Genomic DNA, 14,586 nt, shown 5'->3' with positions numbered 1-14,586 from the left:
CCCCACCCCACCACCCGCCGCCCTTTGCTCTGCTTACCTGGAGTAAGCAACACGCACGGTGACGATGGTGCTGGAGGGTGATTTTCTAACAACGCAGGTCAGTGGCCGCTTCCTCTGAGTAAGCAGAGCAAAGGGTGGAGGGAGGCGTATGCCGAGGAGGTGGCTCCGTCACTCTTCGCGCTCGTCACTGACCGTGATGCGCTACAGGTAGGTCTGGCGGGGGTAGATGGCATGGGCGCCCGCCACGCGGTCGAGGAAGAGCAGGCCGTCGCAGTGGTCGATCTCGTGCTGGAGGGCGCGGGCCTCGAAGGCGTCCGTGACGATCTCGACCGTCTCGCCGGTGCCGGGGAGCTGGCCGGCGACCGTCAGCTTGCCGGCCCGCTTCACGTCGCCCGTGAAGTCCGGCACCGACATGCAGCCTTCACGGCCCGCCTTCCACTGCGACGACGCGGTGACCGTGGCGTTGCACAACACAAAGCACCCATGAGTCGTACGGGCCTTCGGGTGGCCCGTCACGTCGACGGCGAACACCTGGGCGCCCACACCGACCTGCGGCGCGGCGAGGCCCACGCAGCCGGGCGACACCCGCATCGTGGCGACCAGATCGACGGCGAGCTGCACGACCTCCGGGTCGGTCGGGTCGACCTTCGGGCCGGCCGCGCTCAGGACCGTGGCGGGGGCGGTAACGACGGGGCGGGTCGCCGGCTCGTGGGTCGCCGCGATCGCCGCCCACGGCGCCAGCAGCGGGTCGGTCACAGGACGTCCGCCTCAGCGGGCCGCAGGCTCGCCTCGACGCCGAGCCCGCCCGCCAGCTCGGCCAGGCGCGCTGACAACTCGTCGACGGCCACCCCGTCGGGGAGGTCAACCTCGGCGATCACCAGGTACAGGCTGCCGGCCAACCGCGTGGTCAGGTCGGTGATGTTGCCGCCCGCGTCGGCGAGCAGGCGGGTCACCGAGGCCACGATCCCCAGCCGGTCGGCCCCGTGCAGGCTCAGCACGTAGTGGCCCCCGACCGCCGTCGCCGCCGCGTCGGGCTCGATCGGGCGTACGGTCGCCAGGAGCCGGCCATCCGCGGTGAGCGGGCCGAGCGCGGCCTCGACCGCCGACGGCGGCGCGTCGCCCGTGCAGACCAGGGTCATCGCGAAGTGGCCGCGCAGCCGGGTCATGCTGGAGTCGGTCAGGTTCAACCCGAGGCCGGCGAGAATGCCGGTCGTCTCGGCGATGATGCCCGGCCGGTCGTGGCCGAGCACGGTGATGGCGAGATCGTGCACGACGCCATCGTGCAACAATCGTCGCCACCATGTCGCGACGCTCCGCCGCCGTCCCGACGGACGGACCACCGCCGCCCCGCCAGCCGGACCACCGGGCCCGCCTGGCCGACCTCGCGGTCGACTGGTACGCCCGAAACGCCCGCGACCTGCCCTGGCGCAAGCCGGACACCACCGCGTGGGGCGTGCTCGTCAGCGAGGTGATGCTCCAGCAGACCCCGGTGGCCCGGGTGACCCCCGTCTGGCTGGAGTGGCTCGCCCGCTGGCCCACCCCCGCCCACCTGGCCGCGGAGGCGTCCGGGGAGGCGATCCGGGCGTGGGGGCGCCTGGGCTACCCGCGCCGCGCCCTGCGGCTGCACGCCTGCGCCGTGGCGGTCGGGGAGCGCCACGACGGCGAGATCCCCGACGACCTCGACGCGCTGCTCGCCCTGCCGGGGGTCGGGGCGTACACGGCGCGGGCGGTCGCCGCCTTCGCCTTCCGCCAGCGCCATCCCGTGGTCGACACGAACGTGCGCCGCCTCGTGGCGCGGGCGGCCGGGGGCCTGGCGGACGCCGGGCCGGCCACGACCGCCGCCGACCTGGCCGCCACCGAGGCGCTGTTGCCCGCCGACCCGGCCACGGCCGCGGTCGCCTCGGCCGCGTTCATGGAGCTGGGCGCGGTCCGCTGCGTCGCCCGTACCCCGTTGTGTGAACAGTGCCCATTGACGGCCGTGTGCGCCTGGCGGCGGGCGCGCGACGCGGGCGTCGCGGCGCCGCCTGGCGGGCCCAGTCGGAAACCACAGCGGTACGCCGGGACTGACCGGCAGGTCCGGGGTCTGCTGCTGGCCGTGGCGCGCGGGACGGAGGTCCCCGTGCCGCGCGCGGCGCTCGACGCGGTCTGGGCCGACGGCGTCCAGCGCGATCGCGCGCTGGCCAGTCTCCTCGACGACGGGCTGCTCGTCGAGCCGGCCGAAGGCTTCTACGCGCTGCCCTGAGCGGCGTCAGCAGGGACCGTTGTCGGCCGAGCGCAGGAACGTGTGCTGGGCCACCACGGTCGGTGGGAGTTCACGGAACGCGTACTGCGTCTCGTAGTTGTCCGTGAGGCGGCGCGACTCGGCCTCCGGGATCAACGCGAGGTAGAGGGTGATCGGGACGCCGGCCTTCGGGGTCGGCCCGAAGATGACCTGCGGAAAGGTCCAGATTCCCGCCTCCCGATCCGGTATGGCCGGCAGCAGGGCCAGGTAGTAGAACTCGCCTGCCTTGACGTAGAGGCGCAGCTCGAAGCCCTCCGGCACGACGCCGGAACCGGTCAGCTCGATGCAGCGGTCCAGCTGCTGGCCCGAGTCGAAGAACATGATCTCCTCGGGTGGGCTGGGCCGGGCGGCGCGGGCCGCCGAATGCGAGGCGGCCCTGGTCACCCCCTGTCTCCCCGGATCATTGGTGGCCGTCCAGGCTCCGGCCACGACCACGGCCACCATCGCCACGGCGATCACGACCGTCAGGACGGCGCGCCCGACCCGGGAGGCGGGCAGGCGCCACCTCCCCGCGCTGGCCGGCGGCGAGGTCGCCACCAGGTCCGGCCGTGACACCCACGCGGCGATCGCGAAGCCCTTGCGCTCCTGCACGACGTCCACCTGGCGGAAGTCGCTGCCTACCAGGCCACCGAAGCCGTGCACGACCACGTCGCGGAACAGGTCGTCCGTGAACGCGACCGCGAAGTCGCGCTCGGGCGCCGCGGCGAGGGCCTCCCGCAGTGCGTCGGAGTCGACGAGGCGGCACGCGTCCACGATCGCCTTGCCGACGTACCCGGTGGCCGCGGACTGGACGACCCCCTGCGCGAGGGCCACCCGCAGTCGCAGGCGGGGTGGCTGCGCGTTGATGCTCAGCATCGCCTCGGCCAGGCCGTGCACCAGGCCGGAGATCGCCCGTGCCTCGTCGATGCCGGGCGGCAGGAGGACCAGCTGCCCGTCGCCGCGGTTCTGCCGGATCACCCCTCGGCGCGGCAGGCCCGGCCGGATGCCGGCGCGGCGAACGGCCGTGGTCAGCGCGCTGGCGAGCCGGGCCTGGGCCCGCAGCTGCGCCGGATGATCGAGGGCGCTGTACGACTCGATGTCCACCACGAGACACAGCCGCCGGATGGCTGGCGGCAGCCGCTCACGCTCGCTCATGAGCCGGCCGCGACCGCGCGCAGGGCGGCCCAGTCGGTGACGATGACCCGGCGGTAGCCGGTGCTCACGGCGCCGCGTTCGCGCAGCCGGCGCAGTGCCCGCTCCACGCTGGAACGCTCGGCCGCCACGAGGGCGGCGAGCTCCGGCTGGCTCAGCGGCACGGCGATGAGGGTGCCCTCGGGGGTCTGCTGCCCGTACTCCGTGCCCAGGTGCTCTATCACCCGGGCGAGACCCACGGCCACGGGCTGGGCGCCTACGTCCATCCGGTGGCGGATCTGCCGGCGCAGCTTCGCGGCGACCACCCGCTGCACCACCAGCCCGATGCTGGGCCGGGTGGCGAGCAGGGACCGGAAGGCGCGTGCCTCGATCAGCCGGCCGCGCACGTGGCTCGCCGCGACGACCGAGGCGGAACGCGGCTCGCCGTCGAGGACGGAAAGCTCGCCGACGACGTCGCCGGCCGCGCGCACGGCGAGCAATGTTGTCCGCCCGTCGGCCGGACCGCCGAGGACCTTGACGCAGCCGCTGGTGAGGACGACCACGTACGTGCCGGGCTCGCCGAGGAGCATGAGCCAGTCGCCGCGGGCGAAGGTGCGGGGTGAGCCGGCTGCCAGCAGCGCCTCGGCGTCCTCGACCGACAGCTGGGTCAGCAGGCTGCTGGGCGCCCACGACGGCGGGTTTGGGCCTTCGAACCGGTCGCGCACAGCCGCCTCGTCGCCTAAATGGGTGGTAGCTGGTCCACCTTACGGCTGAGTGAGCGGACGCGCAGCCCCGTGTCCAGCGGGTCCGCGCACCCGGCGCTTGACGCCGGGCGTACCCGGGGTCGTCGCGTCCGGGGCGCGGCGGCCACCCGTCCCGACCGGCGGCCGGCATCGGTGACGCAGGTCGCCGCCCGCGTCATCCCCCGTCGACCCAACCTCCGGCGCGGCACGCGCGCCGCCGGTCCGGCGATCACCAAGGACAGCCTGCTGCGCGACCAGCGCTCGATCCCCCGCAGATGAAGGGATTGCCGCCGGGTCGACGCCTCGACACCTGTCGGGGAGACGACAGAGGGGCGACGCGCCTGGCGCGCCGCCCCTCTGTCTATCGTTACCTGTCTATTCAGCCGCGGTACCCGCGACATCGGAGGCGCCGCCGAGGGCGGCCGGCACCGCGTCGGGCGTCTCGCCCTTGTCGGCGCCGTTGAAGACGAGCTTCGTCTTCTCGATGTCGGCGGGGTCGCCGTCGGTGTCGATGACGACGATCTGGCCGGGCCGCAGCTCGTTGAAGAGGATGCGCTCGGAGAGCGAGTCCTCGATCTCGCGCTGGATGGTCCGGCGCAGCGGACGGGCACCCATGACCGGGTCCCAGCCCTTCTTCGCCAGCCACTTCTTCGTGTTCTCGGTCAGCTCGAGGCCCATGTCCTTGTTGCGGAGCTGGGTCTCGATGCGCGACACCATGATGTCCACGATGCCGAGGATCTGGTCCTCCTGCAGCTGGTGGAACACGATCGTGTCGTCGATACGGTTGAGGAACTCAGGCCGGAAGTGCTGCTTGAGCTCGTCGTTGACCTTCTGCTTCATCCGCTCGTAGTTCGAGTCGGCGTCGTTGGACGTCTGGAAGCCCAGCGACACCGCCTTCGCCACGTCGCGGGTGCCCAGGTTGGTCGTCAGGATGATCACCGTGTTCTTGAAGTCCACGATGCGGCCCTGACCGTCGGTGAGGCGACCGTCCTCCAGGATCTGCAGGAGCGTGTTGAACACGTCCGGGTGCGCCTTCTCGATCTCGTCGAAGAGCACGACGGAGAACGGACGCCGGCGGACCTTCTCGGTGAGCTGGCCGCCCTCGTCGTAGCCGACGTACCCGGGCGGGGCACCCACGAGGCGGGACACCGTGTACCGGTCGTGGAACTCGCTCATGTCCAGCTGGATGAGCGCGTCCTCACTGCCGAAGAGGAACTCGGCGAGCGCCTTGGACAGCTCCGTCTTACCGACGCCGGACGGGCCGGCGAAGATGAACGAGCCGGACGGGCGCTTCGGGTCCTTCAGGCCGGCCCGGGTGCGCCGGATGGCCTTGGAGACCGCCTTGACCGCGTCCTCCTGGCCGACGACGCGCTTGTGCAGCTCGTCCTCCATGCGCAGGAGGCGGGCCGTCTCCTCCTCGGTGAGCTTGTAGACCGGAATGCCGGTCCAGTTGGCCAGCACCTCGGCGATCTGCTCGTCGTCAACCTCGCTCACGACGTCGAGGTCGCCGGCCTTCCACTCCTTCTCCCGCTGCGCCTTCTGCGTGAGAAGCTGCTTCTCCTTGTCACGCAGCTGCGCGGCCCGCTCGAAGTCCTGCGCGTCGATCGCGGACTCCTTGTCGCGGCGCACCTGGGCGATCTTCTCGTCGAAGTCGCGCAGGTCCGGCGGCGCGGTCATGCGACGGATGCGCATCCGGGCGCCGGCCTCGTCGATCAGGTCGATCGCCTTGTCCGGCAGGTACCGGTCGGAGATGTAGCGGTCGGCGAGCGTCGCCGCGGCCACGAGCGCCGCGTCGGTGATGCTCACCCGGTGGTGGGCCTCGTAACGGTCGCGCAGGCCCTTGAGGATCTCGATGGTGTGGGCCAACGACGGCTCACCCACCTGGATCGGCTGGAAGCGGCGCTCCAGGGCGGCGTCCTTCTCGACGTACTTGCGGTATTCGTCGAGGGTGGTGGCGCCGATGGTCTGCAGCTCGCCACGGGCCAGCATCGGCTTGAGGATGCTCGCCGCGTCGATCGCGCCCTCGGCCGCGCCGGCGCCCACGAGCGTGTGGATCTCGTCGATGAACAGGATGATGTCGCCCCGGGTGCGGATCTCCTTGAGCACCTTCTTGAGGCGCTCCTCGAAGTCACCGCGGTAGCGGGAGCCGGCCACCAGCGCGCCCAGGTCGAGCGTGTAGAGCTGCTTGTCCTTGAGCGTCTCCGGGACCTCGCCCTTGACGATCGCCTGGGACAGGCCCTCGACGACGGCGGTCTTGCCGACGCCCGGCTCGCCGATGAGCACCGGGTTGTTCTTGGTGCGGCGGGAGAGCACCTGCATCACCCGCTCGATCTCCTTCTCGCGCCCGATGACCGGGTCGAGCTTGCCCTCCCGGGCGGCCTGGGTGAGGTTGCGGCCGAACTGGTCGAGCACGAGGCTCGTCGACGGCGCCGCCTCGGTCCCAGCGCCGGGGCCGGCCGCGGCCGGCTCCTTGCCCTGGTAGCCGGAGAGGAGCTGGATGACCTGCTGGCGCACCCGGTTGAGGTCGGCGCCGAGCTTGACCAGCACCTGGGCGGCCACGCCCTCGCCCTCGCGGATGAGCCCGAGCAGGATGTGCTCGGTGCCGATGTAGTTGTGCCCGAGCTGCAAAGCCTCACGGAGGCTGAGCTCCAGCACCTTCTTGGCCCGCGGCGTGAACGGGATGTGCCCGCTCGGCGCCTGCTGGCCCTGGCCGATGATTTCCTCGACCTGCTGCCGCACGCCCTCCAGAGAGATCCCGAGGCTCTCCAGGGCCTTCGCGGCCACGCCCTCACCCTCGTGGATGAGGCCGAGCAGGATGTGCTCCGTACCGATGTAGTTGTGGTTGAGCATCCTGGCTTCTTCCTGCGCCAGGACGACCACCCGTCGGGCCCGGTCGGTGAACCTCTCAAACATTCGCTCGTGCTCCTCACGTGCCGGCAAAGCACCGCGCTGTGGATGTCAACACTCTATCTCCGACAGAGGACGACTCCACGCGGTGAATGGACGCTGCCGTCTTGCTCGCGCACCGCATCGGGCTGATCGAATCGGACTTATCACCCAAACGGGCGGCAAACGCACCCGTTTTGTAGGGTTTTGTCCGCCACACCATCACCCGTGAAGATCGAACCGGTACGCGCACAGCGAACATGTCAACAAACCGGCGACGCGATATGTTCACGATCGCGGGGGGCGGGTGACCGCAATCACGCCGCCGCCCACGATCACCGGAGCGTCAGCGCCCGGCTTCCTTGTGGTACTGCTCGACGATCTCCTGCTTGATCCGGCCGCGGGGCGCCACCGAGATCCCCTTGCGCTGCGCCCAGGTGCGGATGGCCTTGTTCTGCTCCCGCTCGGCAGCCGCACCGCGGCCTCGGGCGGTGGCACTGCGACCGCCGATGGTCACCGCCCGACGACGGTCCGACCGCGAGCCCTTCTCAACATACGGGGCAAGAAACTCGCGAAGCTTATGGGCGTTCTTCTCCGAGAGGTCTATCTCGTAGGAAACCCCGTCCAGACCGAACTTCACCGTCTCGTCAGCGGTAGTCCCATCGAGGTCATCGATGAGCTTGACCACGGTCTCCTTAGCCACGTCCTAGTCCTTCCAATGCACCGAGGGTGCACATCGTTCGCTGTGCCGTTTTGCATTCGCGACTGAAAGATAACCCGAATTGACGAGGTGCGCCATTACTCTAGGGAAACTGTTACTCCCCCGGCGTTACTCCGGGCGGACGAGCGGGAAGAGGATAGTCTCCCGGATCCCAAGGCCCGTCAGGGCCATCAGCAAGCGGTCGATGCCCATTCCCATGCCGCCGGCAGGGGGCATACCGTATTCCATCGCGCGCAGGAAGTCCTCATCCAACTGCATCGCCTCGGGATCACCCTTAGCAGCCAGTAGCGACTGCGCCACAAAGCGTTCACGTTGGACCACCGGATCGACCAGTTCAGAATATCCCGTCGCGAGCTCAAATCCACAGGCGTACAGATCCCACTTCTCGGTGACACCGGGCGCACTGCGGTGGGCCCGCGTCAGCGGCGTGGTGTCCTCCGGATAGTCCCGCACGAAAGTCGGCCGGAGCAGCCCGGGGACGACAAGCGCCTCGAACAGTTCCTCCGCGAGCTTGCCCGGCACGAGGTGGCCCTTCACAGCCAACGGATCCACCGCGACCCCGTGCTTTTCCGCATAGCGCAACAATGTCGCCATCGGGGTGGCCGGCGTCACTTCGTCACCGAGCGCCTCGGAAAGCGAACCGTACAGCGTGATCGTGGACCATTCGCCGCCGAGGTCGTATTCAGTGCCGTCGTAGTGGCGCACGACGAGGGAACCCGCGACCGCGAGCGCCGCCTCCTGGACGATGCCGCGCGTCAGTTCCCCGATCGTGTTGTAGTCGCCGTACGCCTCGTACGCCTCCAGCATGGCGAACTCCGGGGAATGGGTGGAGTCCATGCCTTCATTCCGAAAATTCCGATTGATCTCGAAGACCTTCTCCAGGCCACCCACCACGCAGCGCTTCAAAAAGAGCTCCGGGGCGATACGGAGATAGAGATCGGTGTCGAGGGCATTGCTGTGCGTAACAAAGGGCCGCGCCGCCGCGCCGCCGTGCAACAGCTGCAGCATCGGAGTTTCGGCCTCGATAAAGCCGCGCCCGTGGAAAGAGTCGCGGAGACTGCGGACCACCGCGGCGCGCGTACGGACCATGTCACGGGCCTGCGGGCGCATGATCAGGTCCACGTACCGCTGACGGACCCGGGCCTCCTCCGACATCGGCTTGTGCGCCACTGGCAGGGGCCGCAGCGACTTGGCGGCCATCGCCCACGTGTCGGCCAGCACGGACAGCTCGCCGCGCCGGCTCGTGATCACCTCACCGGAGACCTCGACCAGGTCGCCAAGGTCAACGAGCCGCTTCCACCGGTCCAGCGCGTCGGCGCCCACCCGGTCCAGCGACAGCATCGCCTGCAGCTCCGTCCCGTCCCCCTCGCGCAGCGTGGCGAAGCAGAGCTTGCCGGTGTTGCGGACGAACATGACCCGGCCGGTCACCGACACCTTGTCGCCCGTGGCCGTGTCGGTCGGCAGGTCCGCGTACGCGGCGCGCAGCTCGGCCAGAGTGTGGGTACGGTTCACCGACACCGGGTACGCCTCGCCGTCGGCCAGCAGAGCCGCCCGCTTCTCCCGGCGGACCCGCATCTGCTCCGGCAGGTCGTCCTCGGGCGCGGTGACAGGAGACTCTTCGGTCATCGGGGGCTCTTTCTCGGCGACGTGGCCGGCATCACGACGGGACAGCCGGGCACGATACGGAATGCGTCCGCCCGAGCCTACTCAATGCGTCCGAGCCGCTCACCTGTGTATCCGGCATAGTGCTCGGCATGGGGAATGAGCCAGCGCTTTCATTTGGTACCGCGGCCGAACTGTATGACCGCATCCGACCCACGTACCCCGCCGAGGCTCTGCGCTGGGCGCTCGACGGCGCCGGCCGGCGGATCGTGGACCTCGGCGCGGGCACCGGAATCATGACGCGGGTCCTGGTCAACCTCGGGTACGAGGTGACCGCCGTCGAACCGGACTCCCTCATGCGGGCCCGCCTGCTGGCCGCCAGCCCGGGCATCACCGCGCTGGGCGGGGCGGCCGAGTCCATTCCGTTGCCCGATGGATCCGTCGACGGCGTGGTCGCCGCCCAGTCGTACCACTGGTTCGACCCCCAGCGCGCGCTCACGGAGATCGGTCGCGTCATCCGGCCCGGTGGCACCTTCGCGGCGATCTGGAACGACCGCGACGAGTCGGTGCCGTGGGTGGCCGAATACGCCGAGATCATCGAGGGGGCCGACCGGCCCGCAGGACGCCGTCACGTGAGCCGGCGCCGTTCCGACCCGGACAGCATCCAGTTCGGGCCGCTGTTCACCACGGTCGAGCACGCCAGCTTCGCCCATGAGGCGAAGCAGACCGCCGCCGGCCTGCTCGATCTCATGCACAGCCGCTCGCGTTACCTGACCGCGTCACCCCACCTGCGCGGGCAACTCGACGACCAGGTACGGGCCCTGGTCGCCGACCACCCCGACCTGCGGGAGCGTGAGGAGTTCCCGCTGCCCTACGTGACAACGGCCTTCCGCGCCACGCGCCGCTGACCCGACCCCGCGCAACGGGCTACGGCTGGTTCTTCTCGAAGATCAGGCGGAGCCCGACCAGGGTCAGGGCCGGTTCATGATGGGTCACCGTCGCGCACTCCTCCAGCACGACGGGCGCCAGGCCGCCGGTGGCGACCACGGCCGTCACCGAGCCGAGTTCGGCCGTCATCGCGCGGACCACGCCGTCGACCTGACCGGCGAACCCGTACACCACGCCGGCCTGCAGGCACTCGACCGTGTTCTTACCGATCACCTTCGGCGGCTTGACCAGCTCCACCTTGCGCAGCTGGGCGGCGCGGGCCGCGAGCGCGTCGACCGAGATCTCGATGCCCGGGGCGAGCACGCCGCCGAGGAACTCCCCCCGCGCCGACACCGCGTCGAAGTTCGTCGACGTTCCGAAGTCAACGACGATGGACGGTCCGCCGAACAGCGTGTGCGCGGCCAGGGTGTTGACGACCCGGTCGGTGCCGACCTCCTTGGGGTTGTCGATCGCGAGCTGCACGCCGGTCTTCACGCCCGGCTCGACGACGACGGTCGGCACGTCCGGGTAGTACCGGGTCAGCATGGTGCGCAGCGCGCGCAGCGCCGCCGGCACCGTGGAGCAGGCCGCGATGCCGGTGACCGGCACCTGCTCGGCGGCGAGCAGCCCCCGGTACTGCAGGCCCAGCTCGTCGGCGGTGTTGCGGGCGTCCGTCTTGACCCGCCAACTGTGCACGAGTGTGTCGCCGACGAACGTGGCGAGCACCGTGTTGGTGTTACCGATGTCGATGCACAACAGCATGGATCACGCTCGCGGTCGCAGGTCAAGGGCGATATCGAGGATAGGCGAGGAGTGGGTCAGCGCCCCGACGGACAGGTAGTTCACGCCCGTCCCGCCGTACTCGCGCGCGCCGGCGAGGGTGAGTCCGCCGGTGGCCTCCAGCTCCGCGCGGCCCCCGACCGCCGCCACGACCTCGCGCAGCAACGCGGGCGCCATGTTGTCCAGCAGCAGGAAGGTCGCCCCGGCATCGACCGCCTCGACGGCCTCCGCGACGGTCGTGACCTCCACCTGGACGGGCACGCCCGGAAACGCGGAAACCACCCGGTCGTACGCCGCCGCGACGCCACCGGCCGCGAGCTTGTGGTTGTCCTTGACCATCGCGACGTCGTACAGGCCCATGCGCTTGTTCGTGCCGCCGCCCGCGCGGACCGCGTACTTCTCGAGGATTCTGAGTCCCGGCGTGGTCTTGCGGGTGTCCAGGACGGTGGCGCCGGTGCCGGCGAGCGCGTCGGCCCAGGCCCGCGTGTGAGTGGCCACCCCGGACATGCGGCACAGCAGGTTCAGCGCCGTCCGCTCGGCGGTGAGCAGCGCCCGCGTCGGGCCGCTGATCACGGCGAGCACATCGCCGCGAACCACTCGCCCGCCGTCGTGGGCCTTCTCCGAGAATCGCAGCGTACGCCCGGAAGCCAGGTCGAACACCGCACGCGCCACGGCGAGGCCGGCCAGCACGCCGTCGGCGCGGGCGACGAGTTCGGCGGTGTCGGTCTGCTCGGCGGGGATGGTCGCGGCGCTGGTCACGTCGACGCCGTCGCCGAGGTCCTCGGCGAGCGCGTTGCTCACGATCGCGGTGACGGCCACCGGGTCGAGGTCGGCGGTAGCCAGCTCGGCGATCGTCTCCGGGGCCAGCTGCTCCAGCTCGGGAGCGGCGTGGCGGCTGGCGCGACGGGTCGGTTCAGTCATGGGACATCGGCTCCCAGGTTTCGGTCAGTGCTCCGGTGCTGTCCACGCCCGCGAGCAGGTGGCCGAGCCACTCGTCCCGGGCGTTCGGGTGGTCCTCGCGCCAGTGGCAGCCGCGCGTCTCCTCGCGCGCGGTGGCGGCGGCCACCAGGGCGCTCGCCACGGTGACGAGATTGGTCGCCTCCCAGGTGGCGTTGTTGGCCCGGGCCCGGGTGGCGCTGAGCTCGGCGAGGGCGGCGCCCGTCGCGGCGAGCGAGCCGGCGCTGCGCAGCACCCCGGCGCCCCGGGTCATGGCGCGCTGCAGCGGATCCTTGACCGCGTCGTCGACGGCCCAGGCCTCGGCGACCTCGACCGGCACGGGGTCGGCCTGCGGAGGCAGGTCGGCGGCCACGTCGTCGGCGATGCGCCGGCTGAACACCAGGCCCTCCAGCAGGGAGTTGGAGGCGAGGCGGTTGGCCCCGTGCACGCCCGTGCAGGCGACCTCGCCGCAGGCGTACAGGCCGGGGATGGAGGTGCGGCCGCGCAGGTCCGTGCGTACGCCGCCGGAGGCGTAGTGCGCGGCGGGCGCGACCGGGATGAGGTCGGTGGTCGGGTCGACGCCGGCGGCCAGGCACGACGCGGTGATCGTGGGGAACCGGGTGGTCAGGTCGGGCACGTGCCGGGCGTCGAGGAAGACATGGTCGGCGCCCGTGGCGAGCAGGACCCGGTGGATGCCCTTGGCGACCACGTCGCGCGGCGCCAGCTCGGCAAGCTCGTGCTGGCCGAGCATGAACCGCTTGCCGTCGGCGTCGACCAGGTGGGCGCCCTCCCCGCGCAGCGCCTCGCTGACGAGCGGCTGCTGGGCCGCGCGCCGGCCCTCGGCGCCCAGGTAGAGGGCCGTGGGGTGGAACTGGACGAACTCCACGTCGGTCACCGTGGCGCCGGCCCGCAGCGCGAGCGCCACCCCGTCCCCGGTGGACACGGACGGGTTCGTGGTGACCGCGAAGACCTGGCCCATGCCGCCGGTGGCCAGCACGACCGCCCGGGCGAGCACCGAGCCGACGCCGTCCTCGCTGCCCTCGCCGAGAACGTGCAGGGTGATGCCGCAGGCCCGGCCGTCGGCGTCGGTGAGCAGGTCGAGGACGAGGGCGTGCTCGATGAGGCGGATCCAGGGATCGCGGCGTACGGCCGTGTGCAGGGCGCGCTGCACCTCCGCCCCGGTGGCGTCGCCGCCCGCGTGCACGATCCGGTTGGCGTGGTGGCCGCCCTCGCGGGTCAGCATGAGCGACCCGTCCTCGTGCCGGTCGAACCGGGTGCCCCAGCGGATCAGCTCGCGGACCCGGGCGGGGCCCTCCGTGACGAGAACGTCGATCGCGGCGCGGTCGCCGAGGCCGACCCCGGCGACGATCGTGTCCTGCGCGTGGGCGGCCGGGGTGTCGAGCGGGTCGAGTACGGCGGCGATGCCGCCCTGCGCCCAGCGGGTGGAGCCGTCGTCGATATTGACCTTCGTCACGACGGTGACGTGCAGTCCCGCCTCGCGCAGGTGCAGGGCACAGGTCAGCCCGGCGATCCCGGAGCCGACGACCACGACGTCCGTGGTCTCGGCCCAGCCGGGCTCGGGGGCGGCGAGCCGGCGCGCGAGCGTGGTCTGCGACATGGGCCTATCCTCAGCCATCCGCCCCGGCCGGCATCGGGCGGCCCCATCGTCAGAACTCGCTGGGCTTTTTGCCCTTGATCGAGCCGGTGCGCTTCTTGCGGTCGTAGTCGCCGAGGAAGCAGCGCACGCCGCGGTCGCCGACGCTCCACATCAGCTCGCTGCCGCCCCAGGTGTCCCACGCGATGCCGCCGGTGCTGTCCAGCTCGCTCGCGGTCATGCCGAGGTACTCCGCGCCGAGCCGGTAGCAGTTCCTGCTCTTGGCCGTGGCCTGCGCGTCCTTGCCGGGCCACTTGCCGTCGCCCGGCAGCCACGTCCCCGTGTACTCCATGTAGTGCGGCTTGGCGCACGCGATGAACGCGATGTTGGTGACGTACTTCTTGTCGTCCGTGAGCGTGTCGTTGGCGCACGTGATGGCGAGCGGCTTCGAACCGCGCAGCCCGTCCTTCGCGGAGCCCGTACGGGCGACGATCTTCTCCAGTGTGTCGGAGATCTCCACGATCTCGCACCGGTACCACCGGGCGCCGCCCTGCCACTCGTGCTCGAGCGGCAGCACGGGCACGATCGACACCCGGGCGTCGTGGAAGTCCCCGCCCAGGAACGTGTTCGCCTGCTTCGCGCAGCTGGTGTACGCGGACTTGAAGCCGGCGTCGCCCGGGTCGGGCGGCGAGGTCCTGTCGCTCTGGGAGGCGGGCAGCTTGCCGACGTAGTACGTCTCCGTGACGTGCGATTGGGTGCACGGCACGGGCCGCTCGGCGAAGAAGGCGGCCAGCGTCCAGTCGACGACCTTGTCGTCGCCGGTCTTCGGCCGGCACACCCCGGCGTCCGGGGTGGGCACCTTCGCCTCCGGCAGGAGCGCCCAGTCGCCGCCGAGATCCCCGTCGCCGACGGTGGCCGCGCCACCGCAGCCGGCCAGCGACAGTGCCAGCGCCGCCACGACCCCGGCCACCAGCCTTCGCCTGCCTCGCCGCATGCCGCCCTCCCC

Annotated in this window: 14 protein-coding genes; 3 read left to right on the top strand and 11 right to left on the bottom strand. The window is 71.1% G+C overall.

What is annotated here, in order from left to right; all coding sequences use genetic code 11:
* Positions 1–201: 201 nt before the first annotated feature.
* Both ABD191_RS13335 and ABD191_RS13330 read right to left on the bottom strand, forming a co-directional pair.
* The gene (locus ABD191_RS13335) at positions 202–744 is read right to left on the bottom strand and encodes a peptide deformylase (protein WP_425560718.1); all 543 of its coding nucleotides are present in this window, start codon (positions 742–744) and stop codon (positions 202–204) included.
* An 8-nt stretch (positions 745–752) separates the two neighbouring features.
* Complete coding sequence (locus ABD191_RS13330) at positions 753–1,271, bottom strand: glycine cleavage system transcriptional repressor (RefSeq protein ID WP_344080961.1); 519 nt, start codon at positions 1,269–1,271, stop codon at positions 753–755.
* 29 nt (positions 1,272–1,300) lie between these two features.
* Between ABD191_RS13330 and ABD191_RS13325 the strand changes: the two genes are divergently transcribed.
* The gene (locus ABD191_RS13325) at positions 1,301–2,242 is read left to right on the top strand and encodes an HhH-GPD family protein (protein ID WP_344080958.1); all 942 of its coding nucleotides are present in this window, start codon (positions 1,301–1,303) and stop codon (positions 2,240–2,242) included.
* Between the two features lie 6 nt (positions 2,243–2,248).
* Here the strand turns inward: ABD191_RS13325 and ABD191_RS13320 are convergent, their stop codons facing one another.
* Both ABD191_RS13320 and ABD191_RS13315 read right to left on the bottom strand, forming a co-directional pair.
* Positions 2,249–3,415, bottom strand: a complete 1,167-nt coding sequence (locus ABD191_RS13320; RefSeq protein WP_344080955.1) for a hypothetical protein — start codon at positions 3,413–3,415, stop codon at positions 2,249–2,251.
* Positions 3,412–4,116: a Crp/Fnr family transcriptional regulator gene (locus ABD191_RS13315; protein WP_344080952.1), complete on the bottom strand. Its 705-nt coding sequence runs from the start codon at positions 4,114–4,116 to the stop codon at positions 3,412–3,414. The genes ABD191_RS13320 and ABD191_RS13315 overlap by 4 nt, the downstream gene beginning before the upstream one ends.
* Before the next feature lie 69 nt (positions 4,117–4,185).
* Between ABD191_RS13315 and ABD191_RS13310 the strand changes: the two genes are divergently transcribed.
* A complete protein-coding gene (locus tag ABD191_RS13310) occupies positions 4,186–4,413 on the top strand; it encodes a hypothetical protein (protein WP_344080949.1) in 228 nt (75 codons plus the stop codon).
* 96 nt (positions 4,414–4,509) lie between these two features.
* Here the strand turns inward: ABD191_RS13310 and ABD191_RS13305 are convergent, their stop codons facing one another.
* From ABD191_RS13305 to lysS, 3 genes are all read right to left on the bottom strand, one after another.
* Complete coding sequence (locus ABD191_RS13305; RefSeq protein WP_344080946.1) at positions 4,510–7,047, bottom strand: ATP-dependent Clp protease ATP-binding subunit; 2,538 nt, start codon at positions 7,045–7,047, stop codon at positions 4,510–4,512.
* A 319-nt stretch (positions 7,048–7,366) separates the two neighbouring features.
* Positions 7,367–7,723: a histone-like nucleoid-structuring protein Lsr2 gene (locus ABD191_RS13300; RefSeq protein ID WP_344080943.1), complete on the bottom strand. Its 357-nt coding sequence runs from the start codon at positions 7,721–7,723 to the stop codon at positions 7,367–7,369.
* 126 nt (positions 7,724–7,849) lie between these two features.
* Entirely contained in the window at positions 7,850–9,367 is a 1,518-nt protein-coding gene (gene lysS / locus ABD191_RS13295; RefSeq protein WP_344080940.1) for a lysine--tRNA ligase, read from the bottom strand.
* A gap of 128 nt (positions 9,368–9,495) precedes the next feature.
* Here lysS and ABD191_RS13290 point away from each other — a divergent pair, with 128 nt between their 5' ends.
* Entirely contained in the window at positions 9,496–10,251 is a 756-nt protein-coding gene (locus ABD191_RS13290; RefSeq protein ID WP_344080937.1) for a class I SAM-dependent methyltransferase, read from the top strand.
* 19 nt (positions 10,252–10,270) lie between these two features.
* Here the strand turns inward: ABD191_RS13290 and ABD191_RS13285 are convergent, their stop codons facing one another.
* From ABD191_RS13285 to ABD191_RS13270, 4 genes are read right to left on the bottom strand one after another with little or no spacing between them, the layout of a single operon-like run.
* On the bottom strand, positions 10,271–11,032 hold the full coding sequence (locus tag ABD191_RS13285; RefSeq protein WP_344080934.1) for a type III pantothenate kinase: 762 nt from the start codon (positions 11,030–11,032) through the stop codon (positions 10,271–10,273).
* Positions 11,033–11,035: 3 nt separating this feature from the next.
* A complete protein-coding gene (gene nadC / locus ABD191_RS13280) occupies positions 11,036–11,917 on the bottom strand; it encodes a carboxylating nicotinate-nucleotide diphosphorylase (RefSeq protein ID WP_425560717.1) in 882 nt (293 codons plus the stop codon).
* A 46-nt stretch (positions 11,918–11,963) separates the two neighbouring features.
* Positions 11,964–13,604 (bottom strand): L-aspartate oxidase, encoded by a 1,641-nt coding sequence (locus ABD191_RS13275; protein WP_344080929.1) that lies wholly within the window; start codon positions 13,602–13,604, stop codon positions 11,964–11,966.
* Positions 13,605–13,653: 49 nt separating this feature from the next.
* Positions 13,654–14,574: a septum formation family protein gene (locus ABD191_RS13270; protein ID WP_344080927.1), complete on the bottom strand. Its 921-nt coding sequence runs from the start codon at positions 14,572–14,574 to the stop codon at positions 13,654–13,656.
* Positions 14,575–14,586: the final 12 nt, after the last annotated feature.

It is taken from the genome of Luedemannella helvata (assembly GCF_039528415.1).
GTDB classification, from domain to species: domain Bacteria; phylum Actinomycetota; class Actinomycetes; order Mycobacteriales; family Micromonosporaceae; genus Luedemannella; species Luedemannella helvata.
This window is presented reverse-complemented; position numbering and strand designations above follow the sequence as displayed.